15 protein-coding genes and 1 pseudogene are annotated in these 16,573 nt (G+C 70.5%); 13 read left to right on the top strand and 3 right to left on the bottom strand.

Translation table 11 applies throughout. The annotated features are described in order from the left end of the window. Positions 1–127: 127 nt before the first annotated feature. The 5 genes from rpe (at position 128) to ACZ7OI_RS34695 (ending at position 3,821) form a co-directional block, all read left to right on the top strand. Entirely contained in the window at positions 128–811 is a 684-nt protein-coding gene (gene rpe, locus ACZ7OI_RS34715; RefSeq protein ID WP_470268308.1) for a ribulose-phosphate 3-epimerase, read from the top strand. Between the two features lie 84 nt (positions 812–895). Further along, positions 896–1,501 (top strand): riboflavin synthase, encoded by a 606-nt coding sequence (locus ACZ7OI_RS34710; protein WP_470268307.1) that lies wholly within the window; start codon positions 896–898, stop codon positions 1,499–1,501. Between the two features lie 93 nt (positions 1,502–1,594). Further along, positions 1,595–2,866 (top strand): bifunctional 3,4-dihydroxy-2-butanone-4-phosphate synthase/GTP cyclohydrolase II, encoded by a 1,272-nt coding sequence (locus tag ACZ7OI_RS34705; protein ID WP_470268375.1) that lies wholly within the window; start codon positions 1,595–1,597, stop codon positions 2,864–2,866. After that, on the top strand, positions 2,863–3,369 hold the full coding sequence (gene ribH / locus ACZ7OI_RS34700) for a 6,7-dimethyl-8-ribityllumazine synthase (RefSeq protein WP_067579223.1): 507 nt from the start codon (positions 2,863–2,865) through the stop codon (positions 3,367–3,369). Before ACZ7OI_RS34705 ends, ribH begins: the two co-directional genes overlap by 4 nt. 5 nt (positions 3,370–3,374) lie before the next feature. Beyond that, positions 3,375–3,821 (top strand): PH domain-containing protein, encoded by a 447-nt coding sequence (locus ACZ7OI_RS34695; protein WP_470268306.1) that lies wholly within the window; start codon positions 3,375–3,377, stop codon positions 3,819–3,821. A 4-nt stretch (positions 3,822–3,825) separates the two neighbouring features. Here ACZ7OI_RS34695 and ACZ7OI_RS34690 read toward each other — a convergent pair whose 3' ends face one another. Beyond that, positions 3,826–4,611: an exodeoxyribonuclease III gene (locus ACZ7OI_RS34690; RefSeq protein ID WP_470268305.1), complete on the bottom strand. Its 786-nt coding sequence runs from the start codon at positions 4,609–4,611 to the stop codon at positions 3,826–3,828. An 83-nt stretch (positions 4,612–4,694) separates the two neighbouring features. Here ACZ7OI_RS34690 and ACZ7OI_RS34685 point away from each other — a divergent pair, with 83 nt between their 5' ends. The 6 genes from ACZ7OI_RS34685 to ACZ7OI_RS34660 all read left to right on the top strand — a co-directional run bounded on the left by ACZ7OI_RS34685 (position 4,695) and on the right by ACZ7OI_RS34660 (position 11,484). Next, a complete protein-coding gene (locus tag ACZ7OI_RS34685) occupies positions 4,695–4,934 on the top strand; it encodes a DUF2283 domain-containing protein (RefSeq protein ID WP_470268304.1) in 240 nt (79 codons plus the stop codon). Between the two features lie 81 nt (positions 4,935–5,015). Next, complete coding sequence (gene uvrC, locus ACZ7OI_RS34680; protein ID WP_470268303.1) at positions 5,016–7,058, top strand: excinuclease ABC subunit UvrC; 2,043 nt, start codon at positions 5,016–5,018, stop codon at positions 7,056–7,058. A 52-nt stretch (positions 7,059–7,110) separates the two neighbouring features. Next, positions 7,111–7,968, top strand: coding sequence for an RNase adapter RapZ (gene rapZ, locus ACZ7OI_RS34675; protein WP_020658140.1), 858 nt, complete (start codon positions 7,111–7,113; stop codon positions 7,966–7,968). Between the two features lies 1 nt (position 7,969). Then, positions 7,970–8,932 carry a gluconeogenesis factor YvcK family protein gene (locus ACZ7OI_RS34670; protein ID WP_470234092.1) on the top strand — a complete coding sequence of 321 codons (963 nt, stop codon included), beginning with the start codon at positions 7,970–7,972 and terminating at the stop codon, positions 8,930–8,932. Between the two features lie 36 nt (positions 8,933–8,968). Beyond that, positions 8,969–9,958: a DNA-binding protein WhiA gene (gene whiA / locus ACZ7OI_RS34665; protein ID WP_470268301.1), complete on the top strand. Its 990-nt coding sequence runs from the start codon at positions 8,969–8,971 to the stop codon at positions 9,956–9,958. Positions 9,959–10,506: 548 nt separating this feature from the next. Continuing rightward, a complete protein-coding gene (locus ACZ7OI_RS34660; RefSeq protein WP_470268300.1) occupies positions 10,507–11,484 on the top strand; it encodes an LLM class flavin-dependent oxidoreductase in 978 nt (325 codons plus the stop codon). A 54-nt stretch (positions 11,485–11,538) separates the two neighbouring features. Here ACZ7OI_RS34660 and ACZ7OI_RS34655 read toward each other — a convergent pair. Together ACZ7OI_RS34655 and ACZ7OI_RS34650 are read right to left on the bottom strand one after the other, a co-directional pair. Further along, a pseudogene (locus ACZ7OI_RS34655) lies at positions 11,539–13,584 on the bottom strand (PQQ-dependent sugar dehydrogenase); the annotation flags it as partial. Between the two features lie 204 nt (positions 13,585–13,788). Then, positions 13,789–14,229, bottom strand: coding sequence for a PPOX class F420-dependent oxidoreductase (locus ACZ7OI_RS34650; protein ID WP_470268299.1), 441 nt, complete (start codon positions 14,227–14,229; stop codon positions 13,789–13,791). 77 nt (positions 14,230–14,306) lie between these two features. On the opposite strand from ACZ7OI_RS34650, the gene ACZ7OI_RS34645 reads away from it, so the two are divergent. Both ACZ7OI_RS34645 and ACZ7OI_RS34640 read left to right on the top strand, forming a co-directional pair. Further along, a complete protein-coding gene (locus ACZ7OI_RS34645; protein WP_470268374.1) occupies positions 14,307–15,770 on the top strand; it encodes a hypothetical protein in 1,464 nt (487 codons plus the stop codon). Then, positions 15,770–16,573, top strand: coding sequence for a hypothetical protein (locus ACZ7OI_RS34640; protein WP_470268298.1), 804 nt, complete (start codon positions 15,770–15,772; stop codon positions 16,571–16,573). The genes ACZ7OI_RS34645 and ACZ7OI_RS34640 overlap by 1 nt, the downstream gene beginning before the upstream one ends.

Genomic DNA, 16,573 nt, shown 5'->3' with positions numbered 1-16,573 from the left:
ACCCATTAGTGCTCGACGATGTGTTCGATGCGGAGAATCCGGATGAGCGCCGGATGTCCGTAAAGCGAACTCCGGTGCGGTCACGGCCGGTGAACAGGCCGGAACCGGGTCCTCTTACACTCGGGTCGTGGCTTCACCTCTCATCGCACCCAGCATCCTGTCCGCCGACTTCGCCAAGCTCGGCGAGGAGATCGCGGCCGTCGCGCACCCCGGGGAAACCCGGGCCGACTGGGTGCACGTGGACGTCATGGACGCGCACTTCGTGCCCAACCTGACCCTCGGCCTCCCGGTGGTCCAGTCGATCCTCAAGTCGACCGACGTCCCCATCGACTGCCACCTGATGATCGACGACCCGGACCGCTGGGCGATCGGCTACGCCGAGGCCGGCGCGTACAACGTCACGGTGCACGTGGAAGCCGCCGCGGACCCGGTCATGCTGGCGAAGAACCTGCGCGCCGCGGGCGCGAAGGCCGGTCTGTCGATCAAGCCGGGCACGCCGCTCGAACCGCACCTCGAAACCCTCAAGCACTACGACACGCTGCTCGTCATGTCGGTCGAACCGGGCTTCGGCGGGCAGTCGTTCATCGCCGACGTGCTGGAGAAGGTGCGCACCGCGCGCCGCCTGGTCGACACCGGGCACCTCAAGCTGATCGTCGAGATCGACGGCGGGATCAACTCCGACACCATCGAACAGGCCGCCGAAGCGGGCGTCGACTGCTTCGTCGCGGGCTCGGCCGTCTACGGGGCCGAGGACCCGGGCCGCGCGGTCGCCGCGCTGCGCGAGCAGGCCGCCCGCCTCCGCGTCAGCTGACCTCCCGGCCCGGGAAGCTCCCGGGGCCGGACGGGTGTTGGATGGAGGGGCCACCGAGGGCGGTGGCCGGGCGAGGAGGCAGCAGTGTTCACGGGAATTGTCGAAGAGGTCGGCGAGGTCACCGCGGTCGAGCAGCTCACCGACGCGGCTCGGCTCACCGTGCGCGGCCCGCTGGTCACCTCGGACGCGGGCCACGGCGATTCGATCGCGGTCAGCGGCGTCTGCCTGACCGTCGTCACGGTCTCCGGCGGCGAGTTCACCGTCGATGTGGTGAACGAGACACTCCAGCGTTCGAGCCTCGCGAAGGTGGCCGTCGGCGACGCGGTGAACCTCGAGCGCGCGACCCCGGCGGGCGGACGGCTCGGCGGGCACATCATGCAGGGCCACGTGGACGGCACCGGCGTCTTCGTCTCCCGCGACGAGCGCGGCGTGACGACGTTCTCCCTGCCCCCGGCCTTGTCGCGGTACGTCGTGGAGAAGGGCTCGATCGCCGTGGACGGCGTTTCGCTCACCGTCGCGAGCGTGTCCGAGGACCGGTTTTCGGTCGCTTTGATCCCCACCACGCTCGAAGTGACGACGCTCGGCAGGCGGCAAGAAGGCGACCACGTGAACCTCGAAGTGGACGTCGTCGCGAAGTACGTGGAGAAGCTCACTGCGCCACACGTGGCGGCGAACGCGCACAATGTGTGACATCCACCCGGCGGCGGCAGCGAAGGAGCACCCGTGAGCGAGACGAAGGCGGCCGAGCCGCAGACCGGTTGGACCCCGTGCGGAGCAGGCGCGGTGGTCGACGTCGACGCCATCGAGGCCGCGATCGCGGACATCGCCGCCGGGCGTGCGGTGGTCGTCGTCGACGACGAGGACCGCGAGAACGAGGGCGACCTCATCTTCGCCGCCGAGAAGGCGACGCCGGAGCTGCTCGCGTTCATGGTGCGCTACACCTCGGGCTACGTGTGCGTCGCGCTGACCGAGTCCGAGGCGGACCGGCTCGACCTGCCGCCGATGTACCACACGAACCAGGACCAGCGCGGGACCGCGTACAGCGTCACGGTCGACGCGGCGGAGGGCATCAGCACCGGCATCTCCGGCACCGACCGCGCGCACACCACCCGGCTGCTGGCCGACCCCGAAGCCACCGCGAAGGACTTCCGCCGTCCCGGGCACGTGGTTCCGCTGCGCGCCAAGGAAGGCGGTGTGCTGCGCCGTCCCGGGCACACCGAGGCGGCGGTGGACCTGGCCCGGCTGGCGGGCCTGCACCCGGCCGGCGCGCTCTGCGAGATCGTGTCGCAGAAGGACGAGGGCGACATGGCCCGGCGCGACGAGCTGGAAGTGTTCGCCGCCGACCACGACCTGAAGATCATCTCGATCGCGGACCTGATCGCCTACCGGCGGCGCACCGAGAAGCAGGTCGAGCGCGTCGCCGAAGCACGGATCCCGCTGGCCGCGGGCACGTTCCGCGCGGTCGGGTACGACAGCCTGCTCGACGGGATCGAGCACGTCGCCTTCGTCTACGGCGAGGTCGGCGACGGCGAGGACATCCTGGTCCGGGTGCACTCCGAATGCCTCACCGGCGACGTTTTCGGCTCGCTGCGCTGCGACTGCGGCCCGCAGCTGGACGCCGCGCTGCAGAAGGTGGCCGACGAGGGCCGCGGGGTCGTGCTCTACATCCGCGGGCACGAGGGCCGCGGCATCGGCCTGCTGCACAAACTGCAGGCGTACCAGCTGCAGGACGCGGGCGCGGACACCGTCGACGCGAACCTGGCTCTGGGCGTGCCCGCGGACGCGCGCGACTACGGCACCGGCGCGCAGATCCTGTGCGACCTCGGCGTCCGGTCGATGCGGCTGCTCACGAACAACCCGGCGAAGCGGGTCGGTCTCGAGGGCTACGGCCTGCGCGTCACCGGCCGCGAGGCGCTGCCGATCTCGCCGAACCCGGAAAACTTGCGGTACCTGCGCACGAAGCGCGACCGGATGGGGCACGACCTCAGCCAGCTCGAGCACTACGACCAGGTCGGCGCGACCGACCCGGGCACCGAGGAGGACACCACGCGATGAGCGGCGAGGGGCGGCCGGAAGCCGCGCTCGACCTGCGCGACTGCAAGTCCCTGCGGCTGGCGGTCGTCGCGACGCGGTGGAACGCGAAGATCACCGACGTGCTGCTGGAACGCGCGCTCGCCGCGGCGAAGGACGCCGAACTGGAGGAAGAGCCCACGGTCGTCCGCGTCGCGGGCGCGGTGGAGCTTCCGGTCGCGGCGCAGGCGCTGGCGCGCAATCACGACGCGGTCGTCGCGCTGGGCGTCGTGATCCGCGGCGGCACCCCGCACTTCGAGTACGTGTGCGACGCGGTCACCGCAGGCCTCACCCGGGTCGCGCTCGACGAGAGCACCCCGGTCGGCAACGGCGTCCTGACCTGCGACACCGAGCAGCAGGCGCTCGACCGTTCCGGCATGCCCGGCTCGGTGGAGGACAAGGGCTACGAAGCGGCCGTGGCGGCGCTCGACACCGCGCACGTGCTGCGCGGCCTGGGCAAGCCGTGGACCGAGCGGGGATTCGTGTGAGCGTGATGACCGAGCAGCAGGCCACCCTCGTCATCCGGCCGCGCCGGGCGCTCGTCATGTGCAGCGTGCTGGCGGTGGCGCTGCTCGCGGCGTTCGTGGTGGTCGCGGTCCTGCTGCGCAGTTCGCACACCGGCGTCGTGTTCGAGGCGTCGGACCAGATCGCGATGATCGGCATCGGCGTCGCGCTGTCGGCGGGCACGCTGCTGTTCGGCAATGCCCGCGTCCGCGCGGACGCCACCGGCATCGAGGTCCGCAACGTGCTGGCGCGGCGGGTGTTCACCTGGGACCAGGTGCTGTCGATCAGCTTCCCGGACGGCGCGTCGTGGGCCCGGCTGGAACTGCCGGACGACGAGTACTTCTCGGTGATGGCCGTGCAGGCGGTGGACCGCGATCGCGCGGTGGCGGCGGTGCGCGCGCTGCGGAAGCTGCACCGGGCCGCCACCGGGGCTTGAGTTTCTAGAGGTCCAGATCCACGACGACCGGCGCGTGGTCGGACGGTCCCTTGCCCTTGCGGGCTTCGCGGTCCACGTAGGAATCGGTGACCGCCTTGGCGAAAACCTCGTTGCCGTAGACGAGGTCGATGCGCATTCCCTTGTTGTTGGGGAAGTTCCCGCCGCGGTAGTCCCAGTACGTGAACGGGTGGTCGTACTTCAGCGGCCGCGGGAAAACGTCGGACAGTCCCGCGTCGCGGAGCTTCTTGAGCGCGGCTCGCTCGGGCTCGGTGACGTGCGTGGATTCGGCGAAAACCGAGATGTCCCAGACGTCCTGGTCCGTGGGCGCGACGTTGAAATCGCCGAGCACGGCGAACGGGCGGGAGTGGTTCAGTTCCTCGCCGACGAGGTCGCCGAGCCTCTCGAACCACTCGAGTTTGTAGGCGTAGTGCGGGTTTTCCGGCTCGCGCCCGTTCGGCACGTACACCGACCAGATGCGGATCCCGCCGCACGTCGCGCCGATCGCGCGCGCCTCGGCCTGCCCGTCGAACCCCGGTTCGCCCGGCAGCCCGCGGACGACGTCGCCGAGGCCGATCTTCGAGAGGATCGCGACGCCGTTCCACCGCCCCAGCCCGTACGCGGCGACCTCGTACCCGCGCGCGGTGATCTCGTCGGCGGGGAAGGCTTCGGTGGTGTTCTTGAGTTCCTGAAGGCACAGGACGTCCGGAGCGGTGTTGTCGAGCCAGTCGAGCACGCGGGGCAGCCGGGGAACGATGGAGTTCACGTTCCAGGTGGCGACGCGGACGGTCATGGCTGCGCTCCTGATCGTTCGGCGGATCGGCGACGCTACGGTACGCCCACGGCGGTTTCGCGCCGCGAAGGCGGGGGGAAGCAGTGGCGGAAGTCAGAGTCACCTACGACCGGGTAGCCAATGCGGCTTACATCTATTTCGTGGCCCCGGGCGATTCCGATTCCACGAGGGTGGCGCACATGTACCCCTGCGACCCGGTCGCGGTCGACGGGATGATCAACCTCGACTTCGGCGAGGGCGGGCAGCTGCTGGGCGTCGAAGTCCTGGCCGCGAGCAGCAAGCTGCCGCAGTACCTGCTGGACTCGGCGGAGCAGCTCTCCTGAGAGCCGGAAGCAGCCGTCTTCTCCCGCCTCGCACAAGGGGTCTCACGGAAACTGTCGGACCCTCGCCATACAGTGGGGCACGTGGCTGATCCGACCACCTACCGACCTCAGCCGGGGAGCATCCCGGACTCGCCTGGCGTGTACAAGTTCCGCGACGCCGCCAAGCGAGTCATCTACGTCGGCAAAGCGAAGAGCCTCCGCAGCAGGCTCAACTCGTACTTCGCCGACCTGTCCGGCCTTCATCCGCGCACGCGGCAGATGGTCACCACCGCGGCGAGCGTCGAGTGGACCGTCGTCGGCACCGAGGTCGAGGCGCTCCAGCTGGAGTACAACTGGATCAAGGAATTCGACCCGCGGTTCAACGTCCGCTACCGCGACGACAAGAGCTACCCGGTCCTCGCCGTCACGCTGAACGAGGAATTCCCCCGGCTGCACGTCTACCGCGGCGCGCGCAAGAAGGGCGTCCGCTACTTCGGGCCGTACTCGCACGCGTGGGCGATCCGCGAGACGCTCGACCTTCTCCTGCGCGTTTTCCCCGCTCGCACCTGTTCCACCGGCGTCTTCCGCCGCCACGGGCAGATCGGGCGGCCGTGCCTGCTCGGCTACATCGACAAGTGCTCGGCGCCGTGCGTCGGCCGGGTGTCGGCGGACGAGCACCGGGCGATCGTCGAGGACTTCTGCGATTTCCTCGCCGGCCGCACGGACGCGATGGTGAAGCGGCTCGAACGCGAGATGGCCGCGGCTTCCGAGGAGCTGGAGTTCGAGCGCGCCGCGCGGCTGCGGGACGACCTGGGCGCGTTGCGTCGCGCGATGGAAAAGCAAGCCGTGGTGTTTGGCGACGGCACGGACGCGGACGTCGTCGCCTTCGCGCACGACGAACTCGAGGCCGCCGTCCAGGTGTTCCACGTGCGCGGCGGGCGCGTGCGCGGACAGCGCGGCTGGGTGATCGACAAGGCCGAGGAGATGGACGTTCCGGCCCTGGTCGACCACTTCCTCACCCAGTTCTACGGCGAGGAATCCGACCGCGTGGGCCGCGACGACGTCGAGGTCGGTCCGGTCGTCCCGCGCGAGGTGCTGGTGCCGGAGCTGCCCGCGGACGCCGACGCGGTCGCTGAGTGGCTGTCCGGCCTGCGCGGCTCGCGGGTGCGGCTGCGGGTTGCGCAGCGCGGCGACAAGAAGGCGCTCGCGGAAACGGTGGAGCGCAACGCGAAGGAAGCGTTCACCCAGCACAAACTGCGCCGTGCGGGCGATCTCACCGCGCGGTCCGCGGCGCTGCAGGAACTCCAGGACTACCTCGCGCTCGACAGTGCGCCGCTGCGGATCGAATGCGTCGACATCAGCCACATCCAGGGCAGCGACGTCGTGGCGTCGCTGGTGGTGTTCGAGGACGGGCTGCCGCGCAAGTCCGAGTACCGCAAGTTCGCGCTGCGCGAGGCGGCGACCGAGGGCGACGTCGCGTCCATCGCCGAGGTCGTGCGGCGGCGGTTCTACCGCTATCTCAAGGAAACCGCCGAAAACGCGGCTGAGGCAACGGAAACCGGCGCGGAAACCGCCGACGAGACCGTCGGGGAACCAGGGGACGAGGCGGTGCAGCCGGTGCGCGCCGGGATCGACCCGGAAACCGGCCGTCCGCGCAAGTTCGCCTATCCGCCGAACCTGCTGGTCGTCGACGGCGCGGGCCCGCAGGCGACCGCGGCCGCGGACGTGCTCGCCGAACTGGGCATCACCGATATCGCCGTCGTCGGGCTCGCGAAGCGGCTCGAAGAGGTGTGGCTGCCGGGAGAACCGGATCCGATGATCCTGCCGCGCACGTCCGACGCGCTGTTTCTGCTGCAGCGGCTGCGCGACGAGGCGCACCGGTTCGCCATTCGCTACCACCGCGAAAAGCGCGCCAAGCGCATGCAGGCGTCCGAATTGGACAGTGTGCCCGGACTCGGGCAGGCTCGGCGCACCGCGCTGATCAAGCACTTCGGCTCGGTGAAGAAGCTCAAGCAGGCCCGGGTCGAGGAAATCGAAGCGGTGCCCGGTTTCGGCAGGCGCACCGCCGAGGCCGTGGTGGCGGCACTGGCCGGGGAGACCGGCGCCGCACCGCAGGCAGTACCGGGAGGGGACCAGGGGTCGTGATCGGGAAGGAAGCACAGACGTGAGTGCGGAAGAGGAAAAACGGGGCAGCGGGATGGAGGTCGCGGTCGTGTCCGGCCTGTCCGGCGCGGGCCGCTCCACGGCGGCCAAATGCCTGGAGGACCTCGGCTGGTTCGTGGTCGACAACCTGCCGCCGGAGCTGATCGCCACCATGGTCGAGCTCGGCGCGCAGGCGCGGGGGGCGATCACGAAGGTGGCGGTGGTGATGGACGTGCGGTCGCGCGCGTTCACCGACGACCTGGCCTCGGTGATCAAGGACCTGGACGCGCGCGGGTACAAGCCGCGCGTGCTGTTCCTCGAGGCCACCGACGCGGTGCTGGTGCGACGCTTCGAATCGGTCCGCCGCGGCCACCCGATGCAGGGCGACGGCAGGCTCGCCGACGGCATCACCGCCGAGCGCAAGCTGCTCTCGCCGCTGCGCGAGGAGGCCGACCTGGTGCTCGACACGTCCGCGCTGTCGGTGCACGACCTGCGCGCGAAAATCGAGGACGCGTTCGGTTCCGAGGCCAGCACGCAGACCCGCGTCACCGTGCTGTCCTTCGGCTACAAGTACGGTTTGCCGATGGACGCCGACCTGGTGATGGACGTGCGGTTCCTGCCGAACCCGTTCTGGATCCCGGAGCTGCGCGAGCACACCGGCCTCGACGGCGAGGTGCGCAATTACGTGCTGTCGCAGGAAGGCGCCGAGGAATTCCTCGACCGCTACCACCAGCTGCTGCGGCTCATCGGCGCGGGCTACAAGCGCGAGGGCAAGCGGTACCTGACGCTCGCGGTCGGCTGCACCGGCGGCAAGCACCGCAGCGTCGCGATCTCCGAGGAACTCGCCCAGCGACTGTCCAATGAGGACGGCATGGCAGTAAAGGTGGTGCACCGGGATCTTGGCCGGGAGTGACGTGCGCGCGGTGGCGCTGGGCGGAGGACACGGGCTGCACGCGACGCTGACCGCGCTCCGGCGGATCACCCGCGCCGTCACGGCGGTGGTGACGGTGGCCGACGACGGCGGGTCGTCCGGCAGGCTGCGGCGCGAATTGGGGCTGCTGCCGCCGGGCGACCTGCGCCAGGCGTTCGCCGCCTTCGCCGCGGAGGACGGCGGGCGGCTGTGGGCGGAGGTGTTCCAGCACCGCTTCGGCGGCGACGGCGCGCTCGCCGGGCACGCGGTGGGCAACCTGCTGCTCGCCGGGCTGTTCGAGGTGCTGGGCGACCCGGTGGCCGCGCTCGACGAGGCCAGCAGGCTGATGGGCATCTCCGGCCGGGTGCTGCCGATGTCGCCGGAGCCGCTGGAGATCGAGGGCGAGGTCAGCGGCCTGGACAGCGAGGACCCGGACGCGATCCGGCGGATCCGCGGCCAGGTCGCGGTCGCCAGCACGCCCGGCCAGGTGCACCGGATCTCGCTGCACCCGGCCGGCCGCCAGGAACGCCCGCCGCGCGGCTGCGCGGAGGCGATCGAGGCGGTGCTGGAGGCGGACGTCGTGTTCCTCGGCCCCGGCTCGTGGTTCACCAGCGTGCTGCCGCATCTTCTGGTCCCGGACCTGCACGACGCGCTCGTGCGCACGAGCGCCACCAAGGTCGTGGTGCTGAACTTGGTCCCCCAACCGGGGGAAACCGGCGGATTCTCTCCGGAGCGGCATCTGGACGTACTCTTCGAGCACGCGCCCGCGCTGCGGGTCGACGCTGTCGTCGCGGACCGTGATTCCGTCCCTGACCCGGCAAGCCTGCGCCGGGCGGCCGAACGCCTCGGCGGAAGGGCCTGCCTGGGGGCGGTGGCCGACCCGAACGTGGCGGGACGGCATGATCCTGGTGCGCTCGCCCAGTGCATGCGAGAGGCACTAGGCCTCGGCGGGGAGCACTGTGGGTGACGGCGGGCGCGCAGCGAAAGGCAGGAGGGGCAGTACATGGCGATGACCGCCACGGTGAAGGACGAACTGAGCCGGCTCGAGATCACGAAGATCGGGCCGCGCCGGGCGGAGGTCGCGTCGCTGCTTCGCTTCGCGGGCGGGCTGCACATCGTGGCCGGCCGGGTGGTGGTCGAGGCGGAGCTGGACACGGGTTCGGTCGCGCGGCGGCTGCGCAAGGAGATCCACGAGCTGTACGGACATCATTCGGACGTGCACGTGATCACCGCGAGCGGCGGTCTGCGCAAGGGGACGCGGTACGTCGTGCGCGTGGTGAAGGACGGCGAGGGCCTCGCCCGGCAGACCGGCCTGATCGACCAGCGCGGACGCCCCGTGCGCGGCCTGCCCGCCGCCGTGGTGTCCGGCGGAGTGGCCGACGCCGAAGCAGCCTGGCGCGGCGCCTTCCTGGCACACGGCTCGCTGACCGAACCGGGTCGTTCGTCGTCCCTGGAAGTGACCTGCCCCGGCCCGGAAGCGGCCTTGGCTCTGGTGGGCGCGGCCCGCCGGATGGGCATCCAGGCGAAGTCCCGCGAGGTACGGGGCGCGGACCGGGTCGTGGTCCGCGACGGTGACGCCATCGGAGCCCTGCTGACCCGCCTTGGCGCGCACACGAGCGTGCTGCAGTGGGAAGAACGCCGGATGCGCCGAGAGGTCCGCGCGACCGCCAACCGCCTCGCCAACTTCGACGACGCGAACCTGCGCCGCTCGGCTCGCGCGGCGGTCGCGGCGGCTGCCCGGGTGGAACGTGCGCTGGAGATCCTGGGCGACACCGCCCCGGACCACCTCCTCGCCGCGGGCCGCCTGCGCCTGTCGAACCGGCAGGCGTCGCTCGAGGAACTGGGCCAGCTGTCCGACCCGCAGATGACGAAAGACGCGGTGGCCGGGCGGATCCGGCGGCTGCTCGCGATGGCGGACAAGCGGGCGAAGGAGCTGAGCATCCCGGACACCGAATCGGCGGTGACGCCGGAAATGCTCGAAGAAGAGGCCTGACGGCGGCTGCCGGGGCCGGGCTGGAGGAGAGGCGGCTGAAGCCGCGAAGCTCCCGAGCCGTGGCGGGGCTCTGCCCGGGGCTTGCCTAGGCCGCCGCGGTGGCTTGGGCAAGCTGTCTGGGCTCATTCGTGGTGGCTTGGGCGGGGGAGGGGCAACCTGCCTGGCCCATTCGCGGTGGCTTGGGCGGGGGAGAGGCGACCTGCCTGGCCCCCATTCGCGCCTGGCTCGGGCGGGGGAGGGGCGACCTGCCTGGCCCATTCGCGGTGGCTTAGGCGAGGGAGAGGCGACCTGTCTACCCCGCTTGCGCTGGCTCGGGCGGGCGACTCGCCTAGCCCTTTTTGCGGCAGTCTGCCTGGAAAGGCGGCCTGCCTAGACGGGCAGGGCGTTGGGGCGAGGGCTCGCGTGAGCGCTGGTCGAGTGCGGGCGCAAGTCTCCTGGGTGTTCGCGCCGGTTCTCACCCGCACGAACACCCCGCCCCACCGCCAAGATTCCGTCCACAGTGGACAAATCACCCCCGCCACACCACCGGGTTCGCTACCGTAGGGGCCATGATCGATGTGCCGCTTTCCGCACTTGAACTCGCGCTCGTCGAAGCCGGGCAGTCGGCCACGGCGGCGCTCGGGCCGCTCTCCACGGTCGCTCGGCGGCTCGACGACCTCGGCTACCACCGTCTCTGGTTCGCCGAGCACCACGGCTCCCCGGCGATCGCCAGCGCGTCCCCGCAGGTGCTCGCGTCGTATGCGGCGGCGGTGACGTCTCAGGTGCGGGTCGGGTCCGGCGGCGTCCTCGCGCCGAATCACGCGCCGTTCGCGCTGGCTGAGCAGTTCGGCACGCTTTCCGCGCTCAGCGGCGGCCGGGTCGATCTCGGCGTCGGGCGCGGGCCCGGCGCGCTCGATCCGGACATCATCCGGGCGCTGCGCCGAGGAGCCGAACCGGCGGGGGAAGCCGACTATCACGCTGACGTCGACGAACTTCTCGGCTACCTCGGCAGCGAAAAGGTGCTTCCGGGCGGAGTGACTGTGCCGGAGCCGTGGCTGCTCAGCTCCAGCCCGGCGGGCGCGGAGGTCGCCGCCGAGCGCGGGCTCCCGATCGCGTTCGCGCATCACATCCGGCCGGACAACACCGCGCCCTCGCTGGAGCGGTACCGGGAGAAGTTCCGGCCCTCGAAGTGGCGGTCCGAGCCGTACGTGCTGCTGTGCGTCGAGACGATCTGCGCGGACACCGATGCCGAGGCCGAATACCTGTCCGGGCCGATGAACGTCCTCAAATCCCACCTGCTCACCGGCGGCGGGGGAGACCAGCCGATGCTGACGCCGGAGCAGGCCGCCGGGTACGAGTTCGCGCCGGAGATGGTTCCGCAGCTCGAGCACTTCCGCGCCGCGCAGGCGTATGGCGAGCCGGAGCAGGTCAAAGCGCGGCTGGCGGAGCTGGCGAAGCAGACCGGCGCGAACGAAATCATGGTCACGGTGCCGGTCTTCGACGCGAAGGCGCGCATCCGCTGTTACGAACTGGTCGCCGGGCAATAAAAGGTGCGGCAGGGGGTGACCGGCGCCGCTCCGGTCACCCCCTGCCGCGGCTTATCCGGCGAACGCCGCGCCGGGGAACTTCAGCTGCACCACCACGTTGTCGATGGTGTCCGGCGTGCCGCCGAGCTTGTCGTTGTTCGTCGAGGTCACCCACAGATGCCCGTCCGGCGTCTTGGTCACCGAGCGCAGCCGGCCCCAGCGGCCGGAGAACACCGCCGACACGTCGCCGATGCTGTCGCCCTTGATCTGCGTCACGAACATCTGCTTGCCGGTCACCGCCGCGATGTAGATCCAGTCGTTCACGATCTCGATCCCGGACGGCCCGGCCTGCGAGGTCGGCCACGTCTTCTTCGGCGCGATCGTCCCGCTGCAGTCGCCGATCGTGCCCTCGCAGCCCGACCAGCCGTAGTTGCCGCCCTTCTGGATCAGGTTCAGCTCGTCCTGGCTGTTCTCGCCGAACTCCGACGACCACAGCCGCCCGTGCGAATCCCAGGCGAGGCCCTGCGGATTGCGGTGCCCGTAGCTCCAGACGTACCGCGCGTTGCCGCCGGTGGCGTAGAACGGGTTGTCGCTCGGCGCGGACCCGTCGGGGTTGAGCCGCAGGATCTTGCCGTTGAGCGAGCTCTTGTTCTGCGCGTTGGCCTTGACCTTCGCGTCGCCGACGGTGGCGTACAGCTTGCCGTCCGGGCCGAACGCGATCCGGCCGCCGTTGTGGTACTGGTTCTTGGACATCCCGGTCAGCACCGGAGTGGTGGTCTTCGACAGCGTCGTGCCGTCGTAGGTGACCTTCACGATCCGGTTGTCGCTGGACGACGTGTGGTAAAGGTACACCGCGTGGTCGGTGTTCCACTGCGGCGAAATCGCCAGCCCGAGCAGGCCGCCCTCGCCGTTCGTGGTGACCACGCCGGGGATCTTGCCGAGCGTCGTCTTCTTGCCGTCCGGGGTGATCTGCAGCAGTTCGAACCGGTCCCGTTCGGTCACCAGCGCGTTGCCGTTCGGCAGGAAACCGACTGCCCAGCCGAGGTCGACCTTCGCGATGTCCTTGTCGTACGAAGGGATTCTGCCGCCGGCACCGGTGTTGCTGGTGGTCTTCGCGGTGACCGCGTTGCTCGCCGCGGAGGCGTTTCCGTTGGGATCACGCGCCTTCACGGTGAACGTGTAGGACGTGTTCGGTTTGAGGTCGGTGACCGTGGCCGAAGTCTGCGTCGTGGTCGAGACGACGGTGCCGCCCTGGTACACGTCGTAGCCCGCGATAGAGCCGCTGTCGTCGGTGGAAGCCTTCCAGGACAACGAAATGCTGTCCGAGGTGCTGCCGGTGGTCTTGAGCGAGCCGGGCACGCTCGGCGGGGTTTTGTCGTCGCTGGGCGGGGTTTTCACGCCGACGACGTTGCTCGGCTGGGACGGGTTGCCCGCCGCGTCGTAGGCGATCACCGAGATGTCGTACGACGTGTTCGGCGTCAGCTGGTCGACCGTCGCCGAGGTGGTTTTGCCGTCCACGACCTTCAGCGTGTTGCCGCCGCGGTTGATCTCGTACCGCGTGACGCCGACGTTGTCCGTCGCCGGGTCCCAGCGGAAATCGGCCGCGGTGGGCCGGATGTTCGACGCCTGGAAGTTCTTCGGCGGCGTCGGCGGCTCGGTGTCGGCCGGTGCGCTGAAGCTGTCGGTGATCTTGTCCATGTTGGGCCCGCCGTTCGCGGACGCCGAAACGGTGCGGACGTGGTTGACGCCCGCGGTGAGCTGCACCGTCGCAGTGACGGTCTTCCACGTCGTCCAGGAACCCGTGCCGGGGAAGGAAACCGTGCCCTTGTCGCCGCCGTCGACCACGAGCTTCATCGGCCGGTCGTCGGCGGTTCCGTTGGCGTAGCGGAAAGTCAGCGTGTGCGTTCCGGCCTGCGCCGCGTTGACCGAGTAGTCGGCGTAGCTGCCGACGAGATTGTCGAAGTCCACGAATCCCTTGCCGGAGTAGCCGGAGTGGTTCGTGGCGATCTTGGCCTGGGAGAGCGTCGCGTCCTCGGACTCGTAGTCCCCGGTCGCCGCGGTCGCGGTCACGGGGGTCAGCAGTGCGCAGCCGAGCGCGGTCGCCGCGGTACCGGCGAACAGCGCGCTCAACGTCGAGCGTCGTGCCACGGGGGCCTCCTGCTTGAGGGGGATCGGGGCGGCGGCGGGGAAATGCGTCTTCGTTAGGAAAGTTTCCTATTTATCGGGACAGATCACACACCCTCGGCAGGTGCGGTGTCAATAGTGCGATCGCGGCATTACGCTCCGCAGCGAGTGCCGCGGAGCGTGCTGCCGAAAAAGCCGGGGTCAGAACCCGGCGATGTCCGCCCGCGCGATCACCTTCGTGATCCTCGCCCGGACGAGGGATTCTTCCGGGACGGCGTTGCGCTCGCCGTAGGCCGGGCCGTTCTCCTCGCCCATGTACCGCGCGCCGAGCCGGGTGGCCCACTCCCGCATTTCGTCCAGGTCGTGGTGCAGCTCCGCCTCGGCGGTGAACTGCACGTACGAGTACGGCGGCCGCTGGTCGTCCACTGCCAGCGAGAGCCTCGCGTCGCGGCGCAGGGCCTTGCCTTTCAGCGTGTCAGTGCCGGTGGTGAAGATCAATTCGTCGCCGTTGGGTCCCTCGTTCAGCAGGAACCACACCGGCGTGACGACCGGAGCCCCGTTGGCCCGCACGATCCCCAGCATCCCGGTCCGCGTGCCCTCGCTCGCGAACTTCCACCACTCCGCCCTGGTCATCTCCCGCATACCCGCCACGCTAGCCGTCCGCGTGTGCGGGCGCTCGGGCAGGCCGACTAGCCTGACCTGCTGTGCGATACGACGAGATGGGCGCCGCTGGGCTCGCCGACGAGGGGCTGACCCGTCGGCTGAAGGCGCTCGCCTGCACCGCGCCGTTGCACGACCTCGACGCGCGCAAGGCGAAGCTCGACTGGGCCGACGCCACCGTCTACCAGATGGCCGAGATCGCGCTGCACACGATCGACCAGGTCACCATCGCGATGGACTTCGACACCGGGGCCGGCCACGACCAGGTCATCGACCGGCTGCTGCCGTTCATCTCGCTGCAGGCGCCCTCGCGGATGCCGGACGAGCACGTGCGCGTCGCGAAGTGGGTGCTGGACAATCTGATCAACGTCGGCACCACCGACCGCGGCTTCCGGCGCGTCTACGGCTCGCTCGGCCCCGGCGGCTACCAGCGCCGCCAGTTCGACTTCAAGCTCCTGGTCGAGCTGGCCGCGCCGGACGGAGAGGTGTACCTGCGCGCCACCGACGAAGCGATCAACGTGCTGGTCGGCGCGCTGGACACGGACGTCGAGTCGGCGCAGATCGCGGCCGAGGTGAAGCTGGAGAACTTGATCAACCGCGGCCGGCTCGCCGACGCGAAGCTCGCCGCCGAGCAGGCGCGCTACCGCACCGTGCAGTACGGCGAGACGCTGCGCGCGAAGCTCGACGCCACCCGCCGCGACGTGCGCGCGGTCGACTGGGAGAGCGAGGTGCCGGAGCTGATCGAATCGGCGCTCGGGCACATCGAGTCCCGCTTCCGCGCGGAGAACGCGATCCTGAAGAACATCACCACCGCGCGGGACGAATCCGAGGACGCCGACCACAAGCGCCGCGCCGCCGAACTGGTCGACATCGTCGCCGACTGCATCCGGCGGCACACCCGGCTCCAGTCGCGGCTGGCCGACGCCGGCGCGGTCTTCCGCGCCGAACAGGACCGCCAGCAGTTCTCCGGACCGCCGCAGCGGGCCACGATCGACCTGTTCGGCCAGCTGCTGATGCCGACGCTCGGGTTGCCGCTCGCCGACGCCACCGCGCCCGCCGAGCACTTCTTCCACGCCGTCGCCGGCATCACGACGCCGGTCGTGCCGTCGCTGTCCTCGCTGGTGTCGCTGCTGCTGCGGCCCGCCCCGGAACGCGATCAGCTCGTCGGCGAGGTGCCCGAACCGGAGCTGGCGCCCGCCGAGGTGACCGACCGGTTCGGCGACGACGTGTGGCGCCTCGCCGACGAACTGCTGGACCTGCCCGACGTGCCGCGCCGGCTGTCCGGGCTGCTGGACGACGCGCGCCGCTCCGGGCAGCCGAACCTGGCGTCCCTGGTCGCGCTGCGTGCGCTGCACGCTTACAGTCCCGAGGTCGGCGCGGCGCGCCGGCAGGGGGAACGCCACGTGCTGCTCGCCGTCGACGACGGCACCCTGCTCGACGACCCGGACTTCGGCGGGGCTGATCTGCTGCTGTCCACCGCGCAGGTCGAACGAGCGGACGACGAGACCGAGGAGGTCGCCTGATGCCCGTGACGCACACGAGCGTCGACGCCGAGGCCGCCGCGCGCCTCGTCGCTTTCGGCATGCGCCCGAAGCAGCTGCCCGCCCGCGACGTCGTGTACGGCGAGCTGGTGCGCCGCTACAGCGAGGACAACGCGTTCAAGGCGCTCACCCACGCGGTCGCGTCCGGGCTCGGGCTGATGGTGCTGGAGGTGACGCAGCAGGCCGGATGCGTGCTGGCGGCCACCGACGAGTCCGTCTTCGAGATCAAGATGGACAGCTACGCGCGGCAGGCCAAGATCCGCGAGCGGCGCGAGACGGAAAAGGTGCTGCACGGCCTTATCCACCTCGCGACGGCCGCGCTCGGCTACCCGCGGCCGGACGACCTGGCCAACGACACGTACATCGGCCGGGTGAGCGTCGAGCAGGTCGACGCGATGGTCCGCGAAGCGGCGCGCGTGCTCGACGAGCGGGCGCAGCTGGCCGAGGCGAACAACGACCCGCTCGCGGACGCACCGGAGCTGGAGCAGGCGTGGCGCGCGTACGCCCGCCGTCCGGCCGCCGCGGCGACGAAGGACGGCCGGATGGCGGCGGACACCACTCGCGGGATGGTGTCGCGGGCGCTGCGTTTCCTTGCCGATCAAGGCTTTTTGGTGCAGGTGAGCGACGAGCAGGGCGGCACTTACCGGACGACGCCGCGGTATCAGATCCAGGTGCGCGAGCTGGCCGCGGACGCCGCGTTCGACGACCTGCTCGCGCTCGACGTCGTCGCGGTCGCCGGTGCTGGGGGCACGCTGCGCGCGATCGCCTCGGACACGCTGCAGTAA

This window comes from Amycolatopsis sp. NPDC114503 (assembly GCF_055633655.1).
This window is presented reverse-complemented; position numbering and strand designations above follow the sequence as displayed.